We start from the raw sequence: 21,569 nt of genomic DNA on the forward strand, positions 1-21,569 counted from the left end.
GAACAATATAATCTTTAAGTAAAAATGGCAGAAGTACATCATATTCACAATCAGGATCCTAATGCGGGTGCGGAACAACGCAAAGCAATTTGGAAAACGTTTTGGATTCTATTGGTCCTGACAACGCTTGAATTCGTGATCGCTTTTACAGTTCCTCACGGTGTTTTGAAAATCAGTATTTTCATTGTAATGACCATCGTGAAGGCATTCTATATTGTTGGCGAGTTTATGCACTTAAAACATGAAACAAAGTCATTGATCTGGTCCATCATGGTACCGATTATCTTTGTTGCCTGGTTGATACTTGCATTAATGCTGGAAGGCAATGCTATTTTCGAGGCTATTTTCGATTAAGAAGTATACATGAAAAATTTTCCCAAGGCCGGATTACTGATTGTCACATTAGTAATTCCGGCTTTGATTTTTGCTTTTCTGAGGTTCTTTGCGACCAACCACTACGATCTTTCCTATTTCAATCCGGAACTGGATGCAAATGGAAAGGTAGTTGTCCAAAACGGAGATACGCTTTTTCGTAAAGTCTCTGGTTTATGTGCAGACACTGACAATAGCGGTATAAAGGGATTAACCGTAGTGAGTTATTTGCCAGAGATACGCGATGATAGTTCCAGTTTGGCATTGTCTCAGCTTCAAAGAATATTTGATATAAGAAGCGATATTACGGATCTGAGCATTGTTTCCGTTGGTATAAAAGCAAACGATAACAAGCAGGATTTACCCGAGCAAATAGGAAAACCGGGCTGGGCTTTGATCACTGCTACAAGGGAACAGATTGATACTTGTTTCGTTAAAGAACTTGGATTTAACCTGAATCCGGTAAGCAAATTCAAACCAAATAGTCTGGTACTGATTGACAGGCAAGGATATGTCAGGGGATATTATAATGGTGCGGATGTGAAGGAAACGGATCGTCTGATGGCCGAAATTAAGATTCTTGATTATGAAAGTAAAACGAGTGCACGTTAATAATTATGGCAACATTAGTAATAGAAAAGAAACCAAAATACGAGCGCATCATCAATGTACTTGCGATTGCAATTCCGGTAGCTGTTGCGGTCCTGCTTGGCATACGCCAGAAGATTGACTTGGGTGAATGGACAAAGGTTTTACCACATGTGATTGGGGTAATCAATTCTCTAACCGCCGTTTTGTTGTTATTGGGATACTATTTTATCAGAAACAATAACCTCACGGCGCATAGGCAGATGATGACAGCTGCTTTTTTACTAGGCGCGGTGTTTTTGGTTTGCTACATTTTGTACCACGTTTCGAATGAATCGACTCCTTACGGCGGACAAGGTGCTATCAGGCCTGTTTACTATTTTTTACTGATTTCGCATATTTTGTTGTCGATTGTGGTCGTTTGGTTTGTGTTGCGTGCAGTTTATTTTGGCTATACCAATCAGATTACGCAGCATAGGAAAGCAGTGAAATGGGCGCTACCTATTTGGCTGTATGTGAGTATAAGTGGTGTTATCGTTTATTTGATGATTAGTCCTTATTACGTATGAAAAAATTTGCAGTGATATTCGGTTTAATGTTGCTATTCGTGATGGTGGGAGCAGACAGCTGGGCGCAATGCGCAATGTGCCGCGGATCAGTTGAAAGTTCAATGGGCAATGGGCGGAACAATGTTGGGGTTGGCTTGAATACCGGCATTATGTTTTTGTTTGTCATGCCTTATTTGCTGGTTGGTGTCATCGGATATTTGTGGTATCGTAATAGCAAGCAAAATCAAAGGGAGAGAGAATTTATATCGTCCCGCGTGAATCAGGCTTTTCACAACTAGGATCTTTATTCATATCGAAGAAGCGAAATCAGTCAACGGTTTCGCTTTTTTTATGCCTAATCGGTAATCAGAAATACCAGGTACACAAGGTAGAAAAGTGATTTGAAGCCTTTAATCAAAAACTTTCCTATGCGGCCTATCCTATTAATTCTGTTATTATTAAAATGTTTTTTGCTCAATGCACAAGATATTTCGACTGCCAAACCATGGACTTTCTGGTGGTGGATGGGTAGTGCGGTTAACAAGCCCGACATTACGAAGCAGCTGGAATATTTTGCAAAATCAGGAATCGGCGGAGTCCATATTATACCGATCTACGGAGTAAAGGGGTACGAAACTCAGTCTATTTCATTTCTGAGCAAAGAGTGGCTGGAAGTGATGGAGCATACGGTACGGGAAGGGAAACGACTCGGGTTAGGTGTGGATATGACGACCGGAACCGGCTGGCCTTTTGGGGGGCCGAATGTGTCCGTTGAATCCGCTGCGAAGAATATGACGGTTCTGAATGGTAAACTTGTTGTAACTCCTACCAAGCAAAAAGTAAAGCGTGCTGCTCCGGGAGGAGATGGATTTGTGCTGGATCCATTCAATGCAACGGCAATGGAAAAATACTTATCGAGGTTTGATTCCGCTTTTACCAAAACCAAGGATTTACCAAGATCAATGTATAATGACTCTTATGAGGCGTATGGAGCGAACTGGACAGACGATTTTGCAGCCCAATTTAAAAAAAGAAGAGGATACGATCTTGAAAAGAATTTGACACTTTTGGCGGATACGACTAATCAAAGCGATGGAGTACTAGTCAGAATAGATTATCACCAAACCATCGCTGAGCTGCTATTGGAACGGTATGCTTTGCCTTGGACCAAATGGAGCACGGCGCATGGTTTCCTGACCAGGTACCAAGCTCACGGCTCACCCGGTAACCTACTGGATCTTTATGACGCTGCCGACATACCCGAGACAGAATCATTCGGAACGAGCCGCTTTCGAATTCCAGGACTGAGAGTGGATCCGGATTATTCCATTGACCAGTTTGGAACTCCCAATGTGCTGGCTATGAAGTTTGCGTCTTCGGCTGCTAATTTTTCCGGAAAGAAACTGGTCAGTTCAGAAACAGGAACCTGGCTTGCGAATCATTTCAAAGTTTCATTGTCCCAGATCAAACCACAGATTGACGAACTTTTTACGGCAGGTATCAATCACATTTTCTATCATGGAACCACCTATTCTCCGGAAAATGAGCCTTATCCGGGATGGTTATTCTATGCGTCTACCAACTTTGGGAAGAGCTCACATTTCGCTGAGCACTTTTCTCTATTAAACAGATACGTACAGCGCTGCCAGGAGCTTCTTCAAAATAGCACACCAGACAATGATGTACTGGTCTATTTTCCGGTTCATGATCTTTGGTCTACCCCTGCAAAGTCTTCGGGTAATGTGCATTTACTGGAAGTCCATCACGTAGATCGCTGGCTACTCGATTTGCCATTTGGAAAACTCACACAATGGCTTTGGAAAGAAGGATACGCATTCGACTACGTATCGGATCTACAATTGACCAAATTGAAAACCGACAATAACGGTGACCTTAATTCGGGAAGTACTTCTTATAAAACATTGCTCATTCCCGCTAGCACTTATATGCCGGCGGAAACAGTTGCAGAATTAAAGCGTCTGGCTGCGGCGGGTGCGAAGATTGTCTTTGAAAAACAGTTACCATTGAAAGTTACCGGGTATGCTGAACACGCAACCAGACAAAATGAGTTTTCCGCAGAATTGGAAAAGCTTATGGGAACTCCCAGCGTACTTGTTTCAAATAATCTTGAAAAAGACTTGAAAACAAATGGTGCGATTGCAGAGGAATTTTCGAAAAAGGGCCTAACATTCATTCGTAAAAAGCAAGGTAGCAGCGTGCTGTATTTCGTTGCCAATCTAGGGAATACCTTTCAAGAGGGTTGGGTTCAAATCGGAAAGGGGCCAATGGTTTCAAAAAATCACCCTATCCATGGAGAATCATTAATGCATGGTCGCGATACCAAAGAAGGTGTGGAGATATACCTAGTATTACCTCCGGGCGAGTCCTGTTTTTTAGAGGGCGGATCAGACGGCTCGGAGTTTCGTTTTATAGAATCGAAAGAAAAGCGATATCCTATTGCAGGAGAATGGCAGATCAAGTTTGAAAAAGGTAAGCCATCTCTACCGGCCTCAGCCAAAGTTAAAGAATTGAAATCGTGGACGACATTGCCAGACTCTGCGGAATATTTTTCAGGAACTGCTACCTATCAAATCAGATTTGATGTACCGGCCAATGTACTTAAAAGAGGGGCTTACGGATTGGATCTGGGTGATGTGAGAGAGGTAGCAAATGTCAAATTGAATGGTAAGCCGCTTGGTACTGCCTGGCATATTCCCTTTCAAGTCAGAATTTTCGAAAAATTAAAATTAAAAGGGAATATTCTGGAAATAGAAGTAACCAATCTGTCAGCCAATTATATGCGGCTCCGTGACCAGCAGAAGCCTGACTGGAAGAAATTTTATGATATCAATATCGTAGACATTACGTATAAAAAATTCGATGCTTCCAAATGGGTCCCGATGCCTTCGGGTTTGCTGGGACCGGTGACATTGATTTATAATTAATCTATTCCCACAAAGGATAGTGCTCCAACTGAATCTGCCTGCCAAAAAAGATATTGGTCGACTGCTCAAAGGAAAGGGTGTAATCGGATACATAAAATTGTCTCTTTCCTGATCCTTTTTCATTGACGAGATAATGTTGTTCCAGCCAGGCTTTTAATGATCTGGCAACAATTTCAGACGTATCCAATATTTCCACTTTATCTCCGTAAAAACTACTGATCTGGTTCTTAATCAGCGGATAATGCGTGCAGCCAAGGATAAGGGCTTCAATAGATGCAATGGATTGATCGGATAAATAGCTTGCTATAATGCTTTCACTGATGTTGTTATCAAAAAAACCTTCCTCGATCATGGGCGCCAGCAACGGAGTAGCAAGCGATTTTAGATTGATATTTTTGCCCAGCGCGTCTACTTTCTTTTTGTAAACATTGGAAAGAACTGTCTGCTTTGTCCCGATCAAACCAATCGTCTTGCCGTCGTAATGCTCCTTAATGTAGTCAACCACTGGATCTATCACATTCATAACCCTGGCTTTGCTTCCAACATATTCTTTTACTAATTCATAAGCTGCTGCGGAAGCTGAATTACAGGCGATTAGAATTAGTTTACAATTTTGCTGCAAAAGCATATTGCAAATTTTAATAGAGTAGGCCTGAATAGCAGCTGTGGATTTGTCTCCGTATGGAAGATGGGCGGTGTCGCCGAAATAAATCGTGTTTTCCTGAGGTAAAAGTCTTGTGACTGCACTGGCAACGGTCATACCGCCGATACCACTATCAAAAATTCCTATCGGAGCCGAAGAGTCAAGCATGGGAGAATGTAAAGCGGGTGCTTTACCTGTTAAATGGATATTTACCCAAAGCTAAAAAAAATCTGAAAAAACTTTTTAGATAGATGCAACCTCATGGTCAGGAATACGCATCTTGTAGTTGAAACCACCAAAAAGAATGGGTAGAATTCTATCACTATTTAGCCAGGAAGCACAGCTTGTCAAAGCGCTACGGAAGGAAGATCCGAAAGCTCAGCGACAAGTCTATGATAAATACAGCACTCGCATGCTGGGTTTATGCTTTCGCTACATCTGTGATGATATGGCTGCTGAGGATGTGATGGTGGAGGGGTTTTTGAAGGTATTCGGGAAGATTGAGCAGTTCAATAGTGACGGAAGTTTTGAGGGATGGATCCGGAGAATAATGGTTAATGAAGCGCTGGGCTATCTGAGAAAACAAAAGAAGGTATTGGAAGACACATTGTCTGACGAGGCGAATAATATACCGGACTATGCCCATGCAGACCAGAATTTGGAGACACAGGAATTGTTGAACCTGATCGAAGGATTGCCTGTCGGATACAGGACAGTTTTTAACTTGTACGCAATCGAAGGGTATGCCCACAGCGAAATCGCTCAAATGTTGAATATTACAGAAAGCACTTCCAAGTCACAGCTGCACCGCGCAAGGGCGCTTTTGCAACGAATGGTTTCTGATTGGGAAAATGATTTTAAAAAAAAAGTAGATTATGAAAAAGCATCCGGTTGATGATCTTTTCAAACGCAGGCTAACGGAATTGGAGAAAAAACCATCTTCGGATGCCTGGCTCAAAATACAAGAAAGAAGTAAAACGCAACGGCGAAATGTCGGATGGATATGGTACGCTGCGGCCAGTGTTCTGATTGTGCTGTTGGGGGGATACCTAGTTTGGAGAAGTGACGTCAATGGTTTGATACAGCCAGACAATAATCAGGAGGTAGTTGCGAAAGTCAATTCGAAGGAGCAGGCTGCACCGATAAGGAAAATTGAGCGAGAGGAGAATGCTCAAACTCAGATTGCTGTGGTGGAAATCGAGAAGAAGCATATCATTTCGAAGAGCATTCCAGCCACCAACCATGAAAAGAGTTACAGAACTGAAAAAGCACAACCGGAAAGGATTGCAAATACGCAAAAGCAAATAGCTGTCGCAGCACTTGAAAAGAATGAGTTCGCTGATATCGACCAGTCAGATCATCATAAAAGCCCTTCAATCACCCCTAACATTGAAGAAGTAAAAATATTACCTGATGAGCCAGCTGTTAGTCGGGTAAGTAAGCAAGATGCAGAACCCACACGAACTATTATTGTGGCCGTTGAACCGAGCGGGGATGAATTGGACGGTAAACCTAAAAATTCCAGATTATCAAGAGTATTTCGTCAGCTTAAAAATGCGAGAGCGGGCGAACGGGTAGACTGGGAAGAAGTGGGTTTTAATCCCAAAACATTGGTAGCGAAGGTAGACGACCGCTTGCATGGCCGCGATGAGAAAGCATCAGAAAAAGATCAAACCCCAAAAGAAAGAACAAAATTATAATCTGTTATGCCATGAAAACTAAAATAGGTGCCGCGATAATCTTAATATTTTCATTTGTGAGTGCGGGCGCAAATCATTTGAGCAGGCCGAGTGAAAAAAATAGTTCTGAGAAGGACTCGATCATTGTAACATTTGGCGACAAGACTCGCCTGATTATCTACGGTGAAAACCGAAAGGAGCTGGAAAAGATTATGAAGTACGATCTGAATGCGCTTCTCAAAGACTTAAAGGTGCGCCTTGATAGTACCGATGCTGATACGACCTATCTTAAAGAAGAATTTGAGGGTAACACTTATCTGAAAAGCAAAGAGGATAAAAGTGAGAAGGATTACGTCCGGATCGGCCTGAGGGGGATTCACATCAAAGACGGGGATACGCAGGTTACCATTGATTCGAAAGGTGTCGAAGTCAAAGACGAAGATAGCTCCGATTCGTCAGACTCTACTTATCGAAGAACCGGAAAGCGTTTTTACAAATCCAATCGAAATTCCAGCCCGCGTAAAGGATTCAATATCGCAGTTGGTCTTAATGCTTATGGCACTAACGAAGCCACAGCGGGTTATAACAAATCCGACTATGATCTAAAACCTTTCGGATCAAGGTTTATAAGTTTGGGATACATCGCGAGTACCACCTTGGCAAGAGGAGAAAATGCAAGATTTCACCTGGATTTTGGAGTGGACTTTTCATGGTACAATTTAATGTTTGACGGTAACAATACCATTTCGAAAACCGATAACCGTGTTGAATTTCCCCTGGTGACCGATGATGCGGGAAAAGAGGTTGAGATGAAAAAAAGCAAGTTGGTCGTTCCTTATGTTAATCTATCTTTCATGCCGACCATTAGTTTTCCGCATTCATTCATTTCTTATCTCAGTGCAGGAGTGTATGGAGGTTACAGGATCGGCAGCTATACCAAATTGCGTAGAGAAGGCAGTAAGGATAAAGATCATGTACGGAAGAATTTTTATCTGGAAGAGATGAGGTATGGCTTAGCAGCGGAAATAGGCATCAGAAATTTCCCGGATCTGTTTGTTAACTACGACCTCAACAACCTCTACCTGGCAAACCGCGGACCTTCGGTTAGAATGCTGAGCTTCGGTGTAAGGTTATTTTAAAATTAAAAAAAGTGTGAATAGTGGCTGGATTCGATGGTTTTCGAGTCGGCCACTATTTTTATTTATTTTTTTTTCAAAACAATTTGAGAATTTAAGAAAAGGGTATAATTTTGCGACTCCAAAAAGTGAGACAAACGGTTTTCACGGTTGTGTTGAAATGTTGAATGGGGGTGTACCAGAGTGGCCAAATGGGGCAGACTGTAAATCTGCTGGTGTACGCCTACGGTGGTTCGAATCCATCCGCCCCCACAGTTTATGCCAAAATTTGCTCTTGAAATACCAGTCAGGAACAGGCAAAAACAATGCGGAAGTAGCTCAGCTGGTAGAGCGATAGCCTTCCAAGCTATAGGTCGCGAGTTCGAACCTCGTCTTCCGCTCAATAGAAAACACCATCGAAGCGATTAGCGAAAACATTCAACTGAAACTTTTTCGCTAATCGCTTTTTGGTTGTTAAATAAATTTTGCCGTTGTAGCTCAGGGGTAGAGCACTTCCTTGGTAAGGAAGAGGTCAGGGGTTCAAATCCCCTCAATGGCTCAGGAAGATAATAGAGCATTTCCTTGGTGAGGAAGAGGTCAGGGACGGTCCGCCGCGCGGTTCAAATCCCCTCAATGGCTCAGGGAATGTTTTTAAAACGTTCTTTCGCTTTTAGTTGTTAGTACTTGATTGGCAGTTATAAGTGAAGATTTTGATCCTTGTATTTGTTTAATTGGTTTTGAAGAGCTTGGTATTGTAAGCTAATACAGGATCAATCATTAGTGTTTAATAAATTCGTAATAACTTTTAATTTTAAGCGTACTTAAGTCATGGCAAAAGAGACGTTTGACCGCTCGAAACCCCACGTAAATATTGGTACTATCGGGCACGTTGACCACGGTAAAACTACCCTTACTGCAGCTATCACAACTGTGTTGGCTAAAAAGGGTCTAGCTGTACTACGTGATTTCTCATCAATTGATAATGCTCCTGAAGAGAAAGAACGTGGTATCACAATTAACACATCCCACGTTGAGTACTCGACAGCAAACCGTCACTATGCTCACGTTGACTGTCCAGGTCACGCGGATTATGTAAAGAACATGGTAACTGGTGCTGCCCAGATGGACGGTGCTATCATCGTAGTTGCTGCTACTGATGGACCAATGCCACAAACTCGTGAGCACATTCTTTTGGCACGCCAGGTAGGTGTTCCTCAGCTTGTTGTATTCATGAACAAAGTGGATATGGTTGATGATCCAGAACTTCTTGAACTTGTTGAAATGGAAATCCGTGAGCTTTTAAGCTTCTATGATTACGATGGAGACAACATTCCTGTAATCCAAGGCTCTGCTTTGGGTGGTTTGAATGGAGAAGAAAAATGGGTTAAAACAATCGAAGAATTGATGGATGCTGTTGACAGCTACATTCCAATTCCTCCACGTATGACTGATCTTCCTTTCTTGATGCCTGTTGAAGACGTATTCTCGATCACTGGTCGTGGTACTGTTGCAACTGGTCGTATCGAACGCGGTATCATCAACTCAGGAGAAGCAGTTGATATCCTTGGTATGGGTGCAGAAGGTCTTAAATCAGTTGTGACTGGTGTTGAGATGTTCCGTAAGATCCTTGACCGTGGTGAAGCTGGTGATAACGTTGGTCTTCTTCTTCGTGGTATTAACAAAGAAGATATCCGTCGCGGAATGGTAATCTGCAAACCAGGTTCTGTGAAACCTCACGCTGCATTTAAAGGCGAGGTTTACGTTCTTTCGAAAGAAGAAGGTGGACGTCACACTCCATTCTTTAACAAATACCGTCCTCAGTTTTACTTCCGTACCACGGATGTAACTGGTGAAATTACCCTTCCAGCTGGTGTTGAAATGGTAATGCCAGGTGATAACATCACAATTGAAGTGAAATTGATCAACAAAATTGCTATGGAAAAAGGTCTTCGTTTCGCGATTCGTGAAGGTGGACGTACCGTAGGTGCTGGTCAGGTTACAGAAATTGTTGATTAATCAACATAAAGAATACTAAAACAAGTGCATTTCTTCATGAGATGCACTTGTTTTTTGTAAATAAATTGTATCTTTGCAGCCCGAAAGAAACGGTTGCGTGATAAACGGGTGTAGTTCAAGGGTAGAATAGCGGTCTCCAAAACCGTTGATGGGAGTTCGAATCTCTCCACCCGTGCATAATCAAAAGGACAAATGGAAAAATTTACTTCTTTTTTGAAAGCGTCTTGGGAAGAAATAACCCAACATGTAACATGGCCTCCTTTTAATGAGCTTCAGGCCAACACAACTCTAGTGCTCGTCGGCTCCCTCATTTTTGCCTTTGTGGTAGGTGTGATGGATTTCGTCTTTGAGAATGCACTGAAACTGTTTTATCAGTCTTTCTAAGGCTATTTTATTATCGCGGCACAACCCCTTAATGGTATGAGTAGTCTAAATTGGTTTGTATTAAGAGCAGTGTCCGGACAAGAGAAAAAAATCAAGTCCTACATTGAAAACGAAATAACACGTCAGAAGCTTAATGAATTCGTTCCTCAAATACTTATTCCTTCGGAAAAGATATATGAGATGCGTAATGGAAAGAAGCGTGTTAGGGAAAAGAACTTCTTCCCAGGATACATAATCATTTCGGCTGACTTGTCTAAGGGTGAAGTATTGCACATTATCACTAGTATTCCAGGTGTGATTGGTTTCTTAGGAAATGCGGAAGGCAATTCAAAAGTTCCGGTACCGCTGCGTCAATCCGAGATCAACAGGATTTTGGGTAAAGTTGATGAAGCCGAACAACACGAGGAAGCGCCGAGCATGTCATTCATTAGGGGTGAAACTGTGAAGGTGGTAGATGGTCCTTTCAGTGGATTCATCGGACTGGTGGAAGAAGTATTTGATGAGAAGAAAAAACTCAATGTAGTTGTAAAAATATTCGGGCGTAATACACCCGTGGAACTCAGTTACGCACAAGTAGAAAAGGATAGTTGAGCGAATAGCGGGCAGGGTAAGCTTCCACTTGCATGTGAGCCGTTAATCAAACAATGAACCGACAAATTCCAAAACAATGGCAAAAGAAATAGGTGGATACGTCAAACTTCAGGTAAAAGGTGGCCAAGCCAATCCTTCACCTCCGATTGGACCTGCATTAGGTTCCAAGGGTTTGAATATCATGGAGTTTTGCAAGCAATTCAATGGCCGTACCCAGGATAAAATGGGTGTGGTATTGCCGGTAGTTATTACATACTATAAGGATAAGTCTTTTGACTTCGTCATTAAGACCCCCCCGGCCGCGATTCTGCTTCTGGAAGCATCAAAAGTAAAAGTTGGTTCGGCTCAGCCAAACCGTTTGAAGGTAGGTTCAGTATCATGGGATCAGGTTCGTACGATCGCTGAGACTAAGATGCCAGATCTTAACTGCTTTACAATTGATTCTGCTATGAAAATGATTGCGGGAACGGCTCGTAGTATGGGTATTACCGTAGCAGGCAAAGCCCCGTGGGAAGAAAACAACTGAGCGTAGATTAATTAATACGCCAAAGAAACAAAGAACATGGGAAAACTGACCAAAAAGCAAAAAGAAGCTCTTTCGAAATTCGACGCAAATCAGGCTTACTCACTAGAGGCAGCAGCGGACGTACTTAAGACGATTTCTTATACCAAATTTGATTCTTCCGTAGATATCGACGTCCGTCTGGGTGTTGATCCTCGTAAGGCTGATCAAATGGTGCGTGGCGTGGTAACATTGCCACACGGAACCGGAAAAGAAGTTCGTGTATTGGTTTTGTGTACTCCGGATAAGGAGGCAGAAGCGAAAGAAGCAGGAGCAGATTTTGTTGGTCTTGACGAGTATATCACTAAGATAGAACAAGGCTGGACTGACATTGACGTAATTATCACAATGCCGAGTGTAATGGCAAAGGTGGGACGGTTAGGTAAAGTATTGGGTCCTCGCGGTCTGATGCCAAACCCTAAATCAGGAACGGTAACTCCGGACGTAGCGAAAGCTGTTAAAGAAGTAAAAGCAGGTAAGATTGATTTCAAGGTTGATAAAACAGGAATCATTCATACAAGCGTTGGAAAAGTTTCATTTGGAATCGACCAGCTTACACAGAACGCTCAGGAAGTTATCAATACCTTGGTTCGCCTGAAACCATCTTCGGCAAAAGGTACTTACGTAAAGAGCATTCACTTGTCAAGCACGATGAGCCCGGGTGTTACTATTGATAAAAACACGATTCCAGGATTATAATATGACACGGGAAGAGAAAGCAGTAATTATAGACGAATTAAGTCAAAAATTCGCTAGCACTCCATACTTCTATATAACTAACGCAACCGGCATGTCCGTTGGCGAAGTTAACACACTAAGAGGCCTATGCTTTGAACGTGGAATTGAGTATCGTGTTGTGAAGAATACATTGATTAAAAAAGCATTAGAAGCATTAGATACAGATTATTCCTCTTTTGACGAAGTCTTGAAAGGAATGTCGGGAGTAATGTTTCACCCGGAGTCAGGTAAAGTACCTGCGCAATTGATTAAAGAATTCAAGAAAAAATCAGGTAGCGACAAGCTTAAATTTAAAGGAGCTTCTGTTGACACTGCGATTTTTGTTGGTGAAAGCCAGCTTGATGTTCTGATCTCTCTGAAATCGAAACAAGAAATGATTGGAGAGATTATCGGATTGCTGCAATCGCCTGCTAAAAATGTTATCGGCGCTCTTCAAAGCGGAGGAAACAAATTGGCTGGCATTCTCAAAACTTTATCTGAGAAAGAAGACTAATTAAATAGCCAGGCTTAGCTCCCCGGGTAATTAAAAATGGAGCTTTTAAAATCATCTTATTGTATAATCAAAAAATCTAAATAAAAATGGCAGATTTGAAAGCTTTCGCAGAACAGCTTGTTAACCTAACGGTTAAAGAAGTGAACGAATTGGCTACAATTCTTAAAGACGAGTACGGTATTGAGCCTGCAGCTGCTGGTGCAGTTATGGTAGCAGGTCCTGCTGGTGGTGCTGGTGCTGATGCTCCTGTTGTTGAAGAGAAAACATCTTTTGATGTAATCTTGAAAGCTGCTGGTGCAAGCAAACTAGCTGTTGTGAAATTGGTTAAAGACCTTACTGGTCTTGGACTGAAAGAAGCAAAAGAACTAGTTGACGGTGCTCCAAAACCTGTTAAAGAAGGAGTTGCGAAAGACGAAGCAGAAGCTTTGAAAAAACAACTTGAAGAAGCAGGTGCAGAAGTTGAAGTGAAGTAATTTGCTTTTCAACAACAACCTATAATTCTAAGGAAATAGGCCTGGCTAGCGTCAGGTCTTTTCCTATTTTGCCTATTACCAAACGAAAAGATTCTTTTTGACGTTTGGATTAAGGGTGTACCATCAAGATTCTCAGGTACCCATCTTCTTTCCAAATAATTTGCCCGAAACACTTCTTTACTCGTAGAAAAGATAGAAAAGGGGCGATTATTAATTCTCTACGAGGCATTAGATTAGGTTAAAACTAATTAATACCATGCGTGCTGTAAAGGTTACTTGTCCGCATTAGTTTTTCTGCTAACCCAAATCAAACATAGCCTTGGCTACAATTAAAGCAACACCTAGAAAAAATTTCTCAAGGATTAATCAGATTATCGATTATCCGGATCTTTTAGGAATCCAGGTACAATCGTTCCGTGATTTCTTCAGTCTGGATACTTCTGTAGAAGATCGTTCAGGAGAAGGTTTGTACAAAGTTTTCGCTGAAAACTTTCCAATTGCTGATTCACGCGACAATTTCGTGCTGGAGTTCATTGATTATCTTCTTGAACCGCCGAAATATTCAGTCGATGAATCCATTGACCGCGGGCTGACTTATGCAGTACCGTTGAAAGCAAAGTTACGGTTGATCTGTAATGATGCGGATCATGAAGAATTCGAAACCATTGAGCAAGAAGTGTTCCTAGGAAATATTCCTTACATGACTGAGCGTGGTTCATTCGTAATCAATGGTGCAGAGCGCGTAATCGTTTCTCAATTGCACCGTTCACCAGGCGTGTTCTTCTCTATGAGCAAGCACACCAACGGTTCGAAATTGTATTCAGCTCGTATTATCCCATTCAAAGGTTCATGGATCGAATTCTCAACGGATGTGAATAATGTCATGTATGCATACATCGACCGTAAGAAGAAATTCCCAGTCACAACACTTCTGAGAGCAATCGGATTTGGTTCTGATAAAGACATTCTTGACCTGTTCGGATTGTCGGAAGAAATCAGCGCTACTCCTGCAAACCTTAAAAAGGCAGTGGGCCGTCGTTTGGCTGCAAGGGTTTTGAGAACCTGGACAGAAGATTTCGTGGATGAGGATACAGGTGAGGTTGTTTCGATTCAGCGTAACGAGGTATTGTTGGAGCGTGATTCAACGATCTCTGCTGAAGATATCGAAGTGATCGTGGAGTCAGGACAGAAATCTGTCATTCTGCATAAAGAGGATATGAATGTTGCGGATTATAACATCATTTATAATACGCTGCAAAAAGATAGCTCAAACTCGGACAAAGAAGCCGTTGAGCAAATTTACCGCCAATTGCGTAACGCAGAGGCACCAGACGAGCAAACAGCGAGAGACGTTATTCAAAGCTTGTTCTTCAGTGATAAGCGTTATGACCTTGGGGATGTTGGCCGTTACAGGATCAACAAAAAGCTAGGTTCTGACACTAGTCTTGACGTTCGTGTTCTGACAACAGGGGATATCGTTTCTATCGTTAAGTACTTGATCGGTCTGATCAATGCTAAGGCAGTAGTCGATGATATTGATCACTTGTCAAACCGTCGTGTTCGAACCGTTGGAGAGCAGCTTTATGCGCAATTTGGAGTAGGTCTTGCCCGTATGGCGCGTACCATTAAAGAACGTATGAATGTGCGTGATAATGAAGATTTCAAGCCTGTTGATTTGATCAACGCGCGTACGTTGTCTTCGGTAATCAACTCATTCTTTGGTACAAACCAGTTGTCACAGTTTATGGATCAAACCAATCCATTGGCTGAGATTACCCACAAGCGTCGTATGTCCGCACTTGGGCCTGGTGGTCTTTCGCGCGAAAGAGCCGGCTTTGAGGTTCGTGACGTTCACTACACCCACTACGGTCGTCTATGTACGATTGAGACTCCGGAAGGACCTAACATTGGTTTGATTTCATCACTTTGCGTTTTTGCCAAAGTAAATGGAATGGGCTTTATCGAAACGCCTTACCGTGTTATCGATGGCTCTGGTAAACTGACCAATGAGCTTATATACATGACTGCCGAAGAAGAGGACTCCAAGTACATTGCACAGGCAAATGCCTCTGTGGATGACAAAGGAAACTTCACGGTAGATAAAATCAAGACACGTTTTGAAGGTGACTTCCCAATGGTTGATCCTTCTCAAGCGTCGTTTATGGATGTTGCAGCCAACCAGATCGTATCTGTGGCAGCTTCTCTTATTCCATTCCTTGAGCACGATGATGCTAACCGGGCATTGATGGGATCTAACATGCAGCGCCAAGGCGTTCCATTGTTGCGCCCACAAGCGCCAATCGTTGGAACAGGTCTTGAAAAGCGTGTTGCAATGGATTCACGTGCATTGGTTGTTGCAGAAGGAGACGGGGTTATCGAATTTGTTGATGCCAAGAAAATTGTTGTTAAATATGACAGAACAGATGCAGAACGTCTGGTAAGTTTTATCGAGGACAGCGTTTCTTACGATCTTGTTAAATTCCGTCGTACCAACCAGGATACTTGCCTTAACCTTCAACCAATGGTTCTTAAAGGACAAAAGGTGAAGAAAGGCGAAGCACTTTGCCAGGGTTACGGAACTCAGGGTGGAGAACTTGCATTGGGTCGCAACTTGTTGGTAGCATTCATGCCTTGGCAGGGATACAACTTTGAGGATGCGATTGTAATTTCTGAGAAAGTAGTTCGTGAAGATATTTTCACTTCGATTCACATTGAAGAATTCGAATTGGAAGTTCGTGATACAAAACGCGGAGAAGAAGAATTGACAGCTGAAATTCCAAACGTAAGCGAGGAAACTGTTAAAAATCTTGACGAAAATGGTATCGTTCAGGTTGGTACTGAGGTAAAAGAAGGAGATATATTAATTGGTAAGATCACTCCAAAAGGAGAATCAGATCCAACTCCTGAAGAAAAACTACTTCGTGCGATCTTTGGTGATAAAGCCGGTGATGTGAAGGATGCTTCCAAAAAAGCACCGCCATCAATGAAAGGTGTGGTTATCGATACCAAACTTTTCTCCCGTCCTACCAAGGAAGAGCGTGCTAAACATAAGGATGAGCTTCGTCTGTTAATGAAAAAATACGGCCGTGAGCTGACTGCGCTTCGTGGTCGTATCATCGACAAACTGGTTTCTCTGGTTGACGGAAAAACCAGCCAGGGCGTTAAGCATAAATTTGGTGATGAGTTGATCAGCAAAGGAATGAAGTTCAATGTGAGAAATATCTCAGAAAACTTGTTCCCTGCCAACAACCCATACCGTGACGAAAGCCAGTATGCAGTTGTTGAAGAAGTTAACCTTATCGGTGACGTCCTAACAGACTCTTGGACTGAGGATAGCGATACCAACGGCCAGGTTTCATTGGTTTTGAAAAACTACCTGAATTCACGTAGCGAATTGATGGGCCGTTTCAAGCGCGATCGTTTTGCACTTGAAGTAGGTGACGAACTTCCTGCTGGAATTGTGAAATTGGCGAAAGTATATATTGCCAAGAAACGTAAGTTGAAAGTTGGAGATAAGATGGCGGGTCGTCACGGTAACAAAGGGGTAGTAGCCCGTATAGTTCGTGATGAAGATATGCCATTCCTTGAAGACGGAACACCAATGGATATCGTGTTGAACCCGCTTGGGGTACCTTCACGTATGAACATCGGTCAGATATATGAAACCATTCTTGCATGGGCAGGTCTGAAACTAGGTCGTCGCTATGCCACTCCGATCTTCGATGGAGCTACTGAAGCAGAAGTTGCGGCTGAATTGAAAGAAGCCGGCTTGCCAGATTGGGGACGTACATTCCTGTATAATGGATTGAGTGGAGAGCGTTTCGATCAGCAGATTACAGTTGGATTGATGTACATGATGAAGCTGGGTCACTTGGTTGACGATAAAATGCACGCGCGTTCTATCGGGCCTTACTCGCTTATTACGCAGCAACCATTGGGTGGTAAAGCACAATTTGGAGGTCAGCGTTTTGGAGAAATGGAAGTGTGGGCATTGGAAGCATTCGGTGCATCCCACATTTTGCAGGAAATCCTGACGGTCAAATCCGATGACGTGGTTGGCCGTGCCAAAGCATACGAAGCAATCGTGAAAGGTGAAAACCTTCCGAAACCAAATATTCCGGAGTCATTCAACGTACTTGTTCACGAGCTTCGTGGACTAGCATTGGAAATTACGCTGGACTAATTTTTAGTCGTAAGCGGTGCACTTTTCAATGCACCGCTTAGAAATGCAATCAAAATTGAGTTTCGACTAACAGACAAACGACTTTTTAATTATGTCTTTCAAAAAGAACAAAAAACTTAATAGTGATTTTTCCAGAATGACCATCAGTCTGGCTTCACCTGAGTCTATCCTTGAGAGCTCATTCGGTGAAGTAACCCAGCCTGAAACCATTAACTATCGGACTTATAAGCCGGAAATGGGTGGTTTATTCTGCGAACGTATTTTCGGGCCCGTAAAGGACTGGGAATGTCACTGTGGGAAATACAAACGTATTCGTTATAAAGGTATCATCTGCGACCGTTGCGGTGTAGAAGTTACTGAGAAAAAGGTACGTCGTGAGCGTATGGGACACATTGAGCTTGTGGTTCCTGTTGCGCACATCTGGTACTTCCGCAGCTTGCCGAACAAAATCGGTTACCTGCTTGGATTGTCTACCAAAAAATTGGATCAAATTATCTACTACGAGCGATATGCCGTAGTTCAGCCTGGTATCAAAGAAGAGGATGGCGTTAGCTACCTTGACTTCCTTACTGAGGATGAGTACCTGGATATCATTGACAAGCTTCCTCGCGAAAACCAAATGCTTCCGGATGCGGATCCAAATAAGTTTATCGCGAAAATGGGTGCTGACGCGCTTGAAATGCTTCTGAACAGGATCAAACTGGATGAGCTTTCATACGAACTTCGTCACCAGGCAGCAACAGATACTTCTCAGCAGCGTAAAGCAGAAGCTTTGAAGCGTCTTAAAGTTGTGGAAGCTTTCCGTGATGCGAACACCCGTATCGAAAACCGTCCTGAGTGGATGGTGATCAAAATGGTACCTGTTATTCCACCAGAACTTCGTCCGCTTGTGCCTCTGGATGGTGGTCGTTTTGCGACTTCCGATTTGAATGACCTTTATCGCCGCGTAATCATCCGGAACAACCGTTTGAAACGTCTGATAGAGATCAAGGCACCCGAGGTAATTTTGCGTAACGAAAAACGTATGTTGCAGGAAGCTGTTGATTCGCTTTTCGATAACAGCCGTAAAGTAAACGCGGTACGTTCAGAAGGTAACCGTGCATTGAAATCACTTTCTGATATGCTGAAAGGTAAGCAAGGACGTTTCCGTCAAAACTTGCTCGGTAAGCGTGTCGATTATTCAGGTCGTTCGGTAATCGTCGTTGGACCTGAATTGAAACTGCACGAGTGCGGTTTGCCGAAAGATATGGCTGCTGAATTATTCAAGCCGTTTATCATTCGTAAGCTGATCGAACGCGGAATCGTTAAAACTGTAAAATCAGCTAAGAAGATCGTAGACCGCAAGGATCCAGTGATTTGGGATATTTTGGAAAACGTATTGAAAGGACACCCTGTTCTGCTTAACCGTGCTCCAACGCTTCACCGTTTGGGTATCCAGGCGTTCCAGCCAAAGCTGATCGAAGGAAAAGCGATCCAGTTGCACCCATTGGTGTGTACTGCATTCAACGCTGACTTTGACGGTGACCAGATGGCCGTTCACGTGCCATTGGGTCAAGAAGCCGTTTTGGAAGCTTCGATGTTGATGCTTTCGTCACATAACATTCTGAACCCTGCCAACGGTGCACCGATTACGGTACCATCACAAGACATGGTTTTGGGTCTGTATTATGTAACAAAAGGTCGCATTAGCACTCCTGAGTATCCTATTATTGGAGAAGGAATGATTTTCTATGGTCCTGATGAAGTAATTATCGCGATCAACGAAGGCAAACTTTCGAAACATGCTAACATCAAATGCCGTCTGAGAGTACGGAATGATGATGGTACTTTTGAAATTAAGCTGATAGACACCGTTGCCGGACGTATCCTGTTCAACCAGGCCGTTCCAGCAGAAGTAGGTTATATCAATGAACTGTTGACCAAGAAAAAATTACAACAGATCATTGGTTTGGTATTCAAACTGGCGGGTGTTGCCCGTACAGCTCAATTCCTTGATGAAATCAAAGAACTTGGTTTCCAAATGGCCTTCAAAGGTGGTTTGTCAATGGGATTGAATGACGTAATGGTACCAGACGAAAAGGTGAAACTGATCGAGCAGGCGAAACTGGACGTTGAAAACGTTTGGAGCAACTACTTGATGGGTCTTATCACTGAAAACGAACGTTACAACCAGGTTATCGATATCTGGACACGTGTTAACTCACGTATCACAGAGACTTTGATGAAACAACTGGAAACAGATCAGGGTGGTTTTAACTCTATCTATATGATGATGCACTCTGGTGCGCGTGGATCACGTGAGCAGATTCGTCAGCTGGGTGGAATGAGGGGTTTGATGGCCAAGCCTCAGAAGAACATCGCTGGTGGTGCAGGTGAAATCATCGAGAACCCGATCCTTTCTAACTTTAAAGAAGGTCTTGACGTTCTTGAATACTTTATCTCAACACACGGTGCTCGTAAAGGTCTTGCCGATACTGCCTTGAAAACTGCGGATGCTGGTTACCTGACCCGTCGTTTGCATGATGTGGCGCAGGATGTAGTGGTTATCGAAACGGATTGCGGATCACTTCGTGGTATTGCGATCTCCGCTTTGAAAGACAACGAAGACATCGTTGAGCCATTGTCAGAGCGTATCCTGGGTCGTGTGAGTGTTCACGATGTATTTGATCCTTTGTCCAACGAAATGATTCTGGCTTCCGGTCAGGAAATTACGGAGGAAATCGCTTCCTACATTGACGAAACGAGCATTGAAACCGTTGAAATTCGTTCAGTACTGACTTGCGAAACGCGTAATGGTGTTTGTGCGAAATGCTACGGACGTTCTCTGGCTTCGGCATACATGGTTAACATCGGAGAAGCTGTGGGTGTAATTGCATCGCAGTCAATCGGGGAGCCTGGTACGCAGCTTACACTTCGTACATTCCACGTCGGTGGTACTGCTTCCAACATTTCTGTTGAAGCAAACATCAAGGCGAAGTTTGACGGAACCATACAATTTGAAGAATTACGTTTGGTTGAATCTGTTAACTCCGAAGGCGATGCGATTACAGTAGTAATGGGCCGTTCAGGTGAAGTTAAAATTGTTAACGTAGAAACAGGTCAGCTTCTGATCTCTAACAACGTTCCTTACGGTGCTCAGCTTTTGGTAAAAGAAGGCGATAAGGTATTCAAAGGACAGGAACTTTGTACATGGGATCCATATCACGCAGTTATTCTTTCAGAATTCACCGGTGTTGTTTCATTCGACGCTATTGAAGAAGGAATTACATACCGTGAAGAATTTGATGAGCAAACAGGCTTCCAGGAATCAGTGATCATTGAAACACGTGATAAAACCAAAAACCCTGCATTAGTGGTAAAAGGTAAGAGCACGCTGTTGAAAGATCAGAGTGAAAAAGGGTATAACCTTCCTGTTGGAGCTCGTTTGGTTGTGAAAAACGGTACAGCGATTAAAGCTGGTCAGCCATTGGCGAAAATCCCTCGTGTCGTTGGAAAAACCCGCGATATTACGGGAGGTCTGCCACGTGTAACGGAATTGTTCGAAGCGCGTAACCCATCCAACCCAGCAACGGTTTCTGAAATCGATGGTGTGGTATCATATGGTGGTGTGAAACGTGGTAACCGCGAGATTCATATCGAATCAAGAGATGGTACGCAGCGTCGTTACATGGTAGCTCTTTCGAAACACATTCTGGTTCAGGATGGTGATTTCGTAAAAGCAGGTGATCCGTTATCTGACGGAGCCATCACGCCAGCTGATATCTTGTCTATCAAAGGACCAACTGCTGTTCAGGAATATCTTGTGAATGAAATTCAGGAGGTATACCGTCTGCAAGGTGTGAAGATCAATGATAAGCACATTGAGTGTATTGTACGCCAAATGATGCAGAAAGTAGAGATTCTCGATGCAGGTGATACCAACTTCCTTGAAATGCAACCTGTTGACCGTGTTGTGTTCCGTGAAGAGAATGATAAGATCCTGGATATGAAAGTGGTTGAAGACTCTGGTAGCTCTGAAACATTGAAACCGGGTATGATCATTTCAGTACGTCGTTTGCGTGATGAAAATTCAAGCTTGAAACGTCGTGACTTGAAACTGGTTACTGCCCGTGATGCGCAGGCTGCTGTTGCGAAACCTACTTTGATGGGTATCACACAAGCTTCACTAGGTACTGAAAGTTTTGTTTCTGCGGCTTCGTTCCAGGAAACAACCAAAGTATTGAGCGAAGCGGCGGTTCG

General features: G+C 43.0%; 18 protein-coding genes and 4 tRNA genes. 21 read left to right on the top strand and 1 reads right to left on the bottom strand.

Annotated elements, in window-relative coordinates; genetic code table 11:
* Window positions 1-24 precede the first annotated feature (24 nt).
* From ABIO93_RS23735 to ABIO93_RS23755, 5 genes are all read left to right on the top strand, one after another.
* Complete coding sequence (locus ABIO93_RS23735) at window positions 25-354, top strand: cytochrome C oxidase subunit IV family protein (RefSeq protein WP_348072349.1); 330 nt, start codon at window positions 25-27, stop codon at window positions 352-354.
* A 9-nt stretch (window positions 355-363) separates the two neighbouring features.
* Window positions 364-984, top strand: coding sequence for a hypothetical protein (locus tag ABIO93_RS23740; protein WP_348072351.1), 621 nt, complete (start codon window positions 364-366; stop codon window positions 982-984).
* 5 nt (window positions 985-989) lie between these two features.
* Window positions 990-1,529 (top strand): DUF420 domain-containing protein, encoded by a 540-nt coding sequence (locus tag ABIO93_RS23745; RefSeq protein WP_348072353.1) that lies wholly within the window; start codon window positions 990-992, stop codon window positions 1,527-1,529.
* Window positions 1,526-1,807 (top strand): hypothetical protein, encoded by a 282-nt coding sequence (locus ABIO93_RS23750; RefSeq protein WP_348072355.1) that lies wholly within the window; start codon window positions 1,526-1,528, stop codon window positions 1,805-1,807. Before ABIO93_RS23745 ends, ABIO93_RS23750 begins: the two co-directional genes overlap by 4 nt.
* A gap of 171 nt (window positions 1,808-1,978) precedes the next feature.
* Window positions 1,979-4,453: a glycosyl hydrolase gene (locus ABIO93_RS23755; protein ID WP_348072357.1), complete on the top strand. Its 2,475-nt coding sequence runs from the start codon at window positions 1,979-1,981 to the stop codon at window positions 4,451-4,453.
* 1 nt (window position 4,454) lies between these two features.
* Here the strand turns inward: ABIO93_RS23755 and murI are convergent, their stop codons facing one another.
* Window positions 4,455-5,264 carry a glutamate racemase gene (gene murI / locus ABIO93_RS23760; protein ID WP_348072359.1) on the bottom strand — a complete coding sequence of 270 codons (810 nt, stop codon included), beginning with the start codon at window positions 5,262-5,264 and terminating at the stop codon, window positions 4,455-4,457.
* A 136-nt stretch (window positions 5,265-5,400) separates the two neighbouring features.
* On the opposite strand from murI, the gene ABIO93_RS23765 reads away from it, so the two are divergent.
* The 16 genes from ABIO93_RS23765 to rpoC all read left to right on the top strand — a co-directional run.
* On the top strand, window positions 5,401-5,991 hold the full coding sequence (locus ABIO93_RS23765; RefSeq protein ID WP_348072361.1) for a sigma-70 family RNA polymerase sigma factor: 591 nt from the start codon (window positions 5,401-5,403) through the stop codon (window positions 5,989-5,991).
* A complete protein-coding gene (locus ABIO93_RS23770) occupies window positions 5,972-6,796 on the top strand; it encodes a hypothetical protein (protein WP_348072362.1) in 825 nt (274 codons plus the stop codon). Before ABIO93_RS23765 ends, ABIO93_RS23770 begins: the two co-directional genes overlap by 20 nt.
* Window positions 6,797-6,807: 11 nt before the next feature.
* Window positions 6,808-7,914 (top strand): hypothetical protein, encoded by a 1,107-nt coding sequence (locus ABIO93_RS23775; RefSeq protein ID WP_348072364.1) that lies wholly within the window; start codon window positions 6,808-6,810, stop codon window positions 7,912-7,914.
* Between the two features lie 166 nt (window positions 7,915-8,080).
* Window positions 8,081-8,163: transfer RNA gene (locus ABIO93_RS23780), tRNA-Tyr, on the top strand.
* A gap of 55 nt (window positions 8,164-8,218) precedes the next feature.
* Window positions 8,219-8,291: transfer RNA gene (locus ABIO93_RS23785), tRNA-Gly, on the top strand.
* Window positions 8,292-8,377: 86 nt separating this feature from the next.
* Window positions 8,378-8,449: transfer RNA gene (locus tag ABIO93_RS23790), tRNA-Thr, on the top strand.
* Between the two features lie 269 nt (window positions 8,450-8,718).
* Window positions 8,719-9,906, top strand: a complete 1,188-nt coding sequence (tuf, locus tag ABIO93_RS23795) for an elongation factor Tu (protein ID WP_348072366.1) — start codon at window positions 8,719-8,721, stop codon at window positions 9,904-9,906.
* 104 nt (window positions 9,907-10,010) lie between these two features.
* A tRNA-Trp gene (locus ABIO93_RS23800) sits at window positions 10,011-10,081 on the top strand.
* A gap of 17 nt (window positions 10,082-10,098) precedes the next feature.
* On the top strand, window positions 10,099-10,290 hold the full coding sequence (gene secE, locus ABIO93_RS23805) for a preprotein translocase subunit SecE (RefSeq protein ID WP_031528323.1): 192 nt from the start codon (window positions 10,099-10,101) through the stop codon (window positions 10,288-10,290).
* 36 nt (window positions 10,291-10,326) lie between these two features.
* Window positions 10,327-10,881 carry a transcription termination/antitermination protein NusG gene (gene nusG / locus ABIO93_RS23810; RefSeq protein ID WP_348072369.1) on the top strand — a complete coding sequence of 185 codons (555 nt, stop codon included), beginning with the start codon at window positions 10,327-10,329 and terminating at the stop codon, window positions 10,879-10,881.
* A gap of 76 nt (window positions 10,882-10,957) precedes the next feature.
* A complete protein-coding gene (rplK, locus tag ABIO93_RS23815; RefSeq protein ID WP_138368218.1) occupies window positions 10,958-11,407 on the top strand; it encodes a 50S ribosomal protein L11 in 450 nt (149 codons plus the stop codon).
* 36 nt (window positions 11,408-11,443) lie between these two features.
* Window positions 11,444-12,142 (top strand): 50S ribosomal protein L1, encoded by a 699-nt coding sequence (rplA, locus tag ABIO93_RS23820; RefSeq protein ID WP_244822402.1) that lies wholly within the window; start codon window positions 11,444-11,446, stop codon window positions 12,140-12,142.
* Between the two features lies 1 nt (window position 12,143).
* Window positions 12,144-12,674 (top strand): 50S ribosomal protein L10, encoded by a 531-nt coding sequence (gene rplJ, locus ABIO93_RS23825; protein ID WP_348072372.1) that lies wholly within the window; start codon window positions 12,144-12,146, stop codon window positions 12,672-12,674.
* Window positions 12,675-12,760: 86 nt separating this feature from the next.
* On the top strand, window positions 12,761-13,147 hold the full coding sequence (gene rplL / locus ABIO93_RS23830; RefSeq protein WP_149240891.1) for a 50S ribosomal protein L7/L12: 387 nt from the start codon (window positions 12,761-12,763) through the stop codon (window positions 13,145-13,147).
* Between the two features lie 319 nt (window positions 13,148-13,466).
* Window positions 13,467-17,330 (top strand): DNA-directed RNA polymerase subunit beta, encoded by a 3,864-nt coding sequence (rpoB, locus tag ABIO93_RS23835; protein WP_348072374.1) that lies wholly within the window; start codon window positions 13,467-13,469, stop codon window positions 17,328-17,330.
* Window positions 17,331-17,421: 91 nt separating this feature from the next.
* On the top strand, window positions 17,422-21,569 hold a 4,148-nt coding region (gene rpoC, locus ABIO93_RS23840), incomplete at its 3' end, for a DNA-directed RNA polymerase subunit beta' (RefSeq protein ID WP_348072376.1).

It is taken from the genome of Dyadobacter sp., from assembly GCF_039919315.1.
Classification (GTDB): Bacteria; Bacteroidota; Bacteroidia; order Cytophagales; family Spirosomataceae; genus Dyadobacter.

What these genes read in the sequence shown, in the direction of transcription:
- ABIO93_RS23735 (WP_348072349.1), top strand. Translation starts at nt 25, where the DNA reads ATGGCAGAAGTACATCATATTCACAATCAGGATCCTAATGCGGGTGCG.
- ABIO93_RS23740 (WP_348072351.1), top strand. Translation starts at nt 364, where the DNA reads ATGAAAAATTTTCCCAAGGCCGGATTACTGATTGTCACATTAGTAATT.
- ABIO93_RS23745 (WP_348072353.1), top strand. Translation starts at nt 990, where the DNA reads ATGGCAACATTAGTAATAGAAAAGAAACCAAAATACGAGCGCATCATC.
- ABIO93_RS23750 (WP_348072355.1), top strand. Translation starts at nt 1,526, where the DNA reads ATGAAAAAATTTGCAGTGATATTCGGTTTAATGTTGCTATTCGTGATG.
- murI (WP_348072359.1), bottom strand. Translation starts at nt 5,264, where the DNA reads ATGCTTGACTCTTCGGCTCCGATAGGAATTTTTGATAGTGGTATCGGC.
- ABIO93_RS23765 (WP_348072361.1), top strand. Translation starts at nt 5,401, where the DNA reads ATGGGTAGAATTCTATCACTATTTAGCCAGGAAGCACAGCTTGTCAAA.
- ABIO93_RS23770 (WP_348072362.1), top strand. Translation starts at nt 5,972, where the DNA reads ATGAAAAAGCATCCGGTTGATGATCTTTTCAAACGCAGGCTAACGGAA.
- ABIO93_RS23775 (WP_348072364.1), top strand. Translation starts at nt 6,808, where the DNA reads ATGAAAACTAAAATAGGTGCCGCGATAATCTTAATATTTTCATTTGTG.
- tuf (WP_348072366.1), top strand. Translation starts at nt 8,719, where the DNA reads ATGGCAAAAGAGACGTTTGACCGCTCGAAACCCCACGTAAATATTGGT.
- secE (WP_031528323.1), top strand. Translation starts at nt 10,099, where the DNA reads ATGGAAAAATTTACTTCTTTTTTGAAAGCGTCTTGGGAAGAAATAACC.
- nusG (WP_348072369.1), top strand. Translation starts at nt 10,327, where the DNA reads ATGAGTAGTCTAAATTGGTTTGTATTAAGAGCAGTGTCCGGACAAGAG.
- rplK (WP_138368218.1), top strand. Translation starts at nt 10,958, where the DNA reads ATGGCAAAAGAAATAGGTGGATACGTCAAACTTCAGGTAAAAGGTGGC.
- rplA (WP_244822402.1), top strand. Translation starts at nt 11,444, where the DNA reads ATGGGAAAACTGACCAAAAAGCAAAAAGAAGCTCTTTCGAAATTCGAC.
- rplJ (WP_348072372.1), top strand. Translation starts at nt 12,144, where the DNA reads ATGACACGGGAAGAGAAAGCAGTAATTATAGACGAATTAAGTCAAAAA.
- rplL (WP_149240891.1), top strand. Translation starts at nt 12,761, where the DNA reads ATGGCAGATTTGAAAGCTTTCGCAGAACAGCTTGTTAACCTAACGGTT.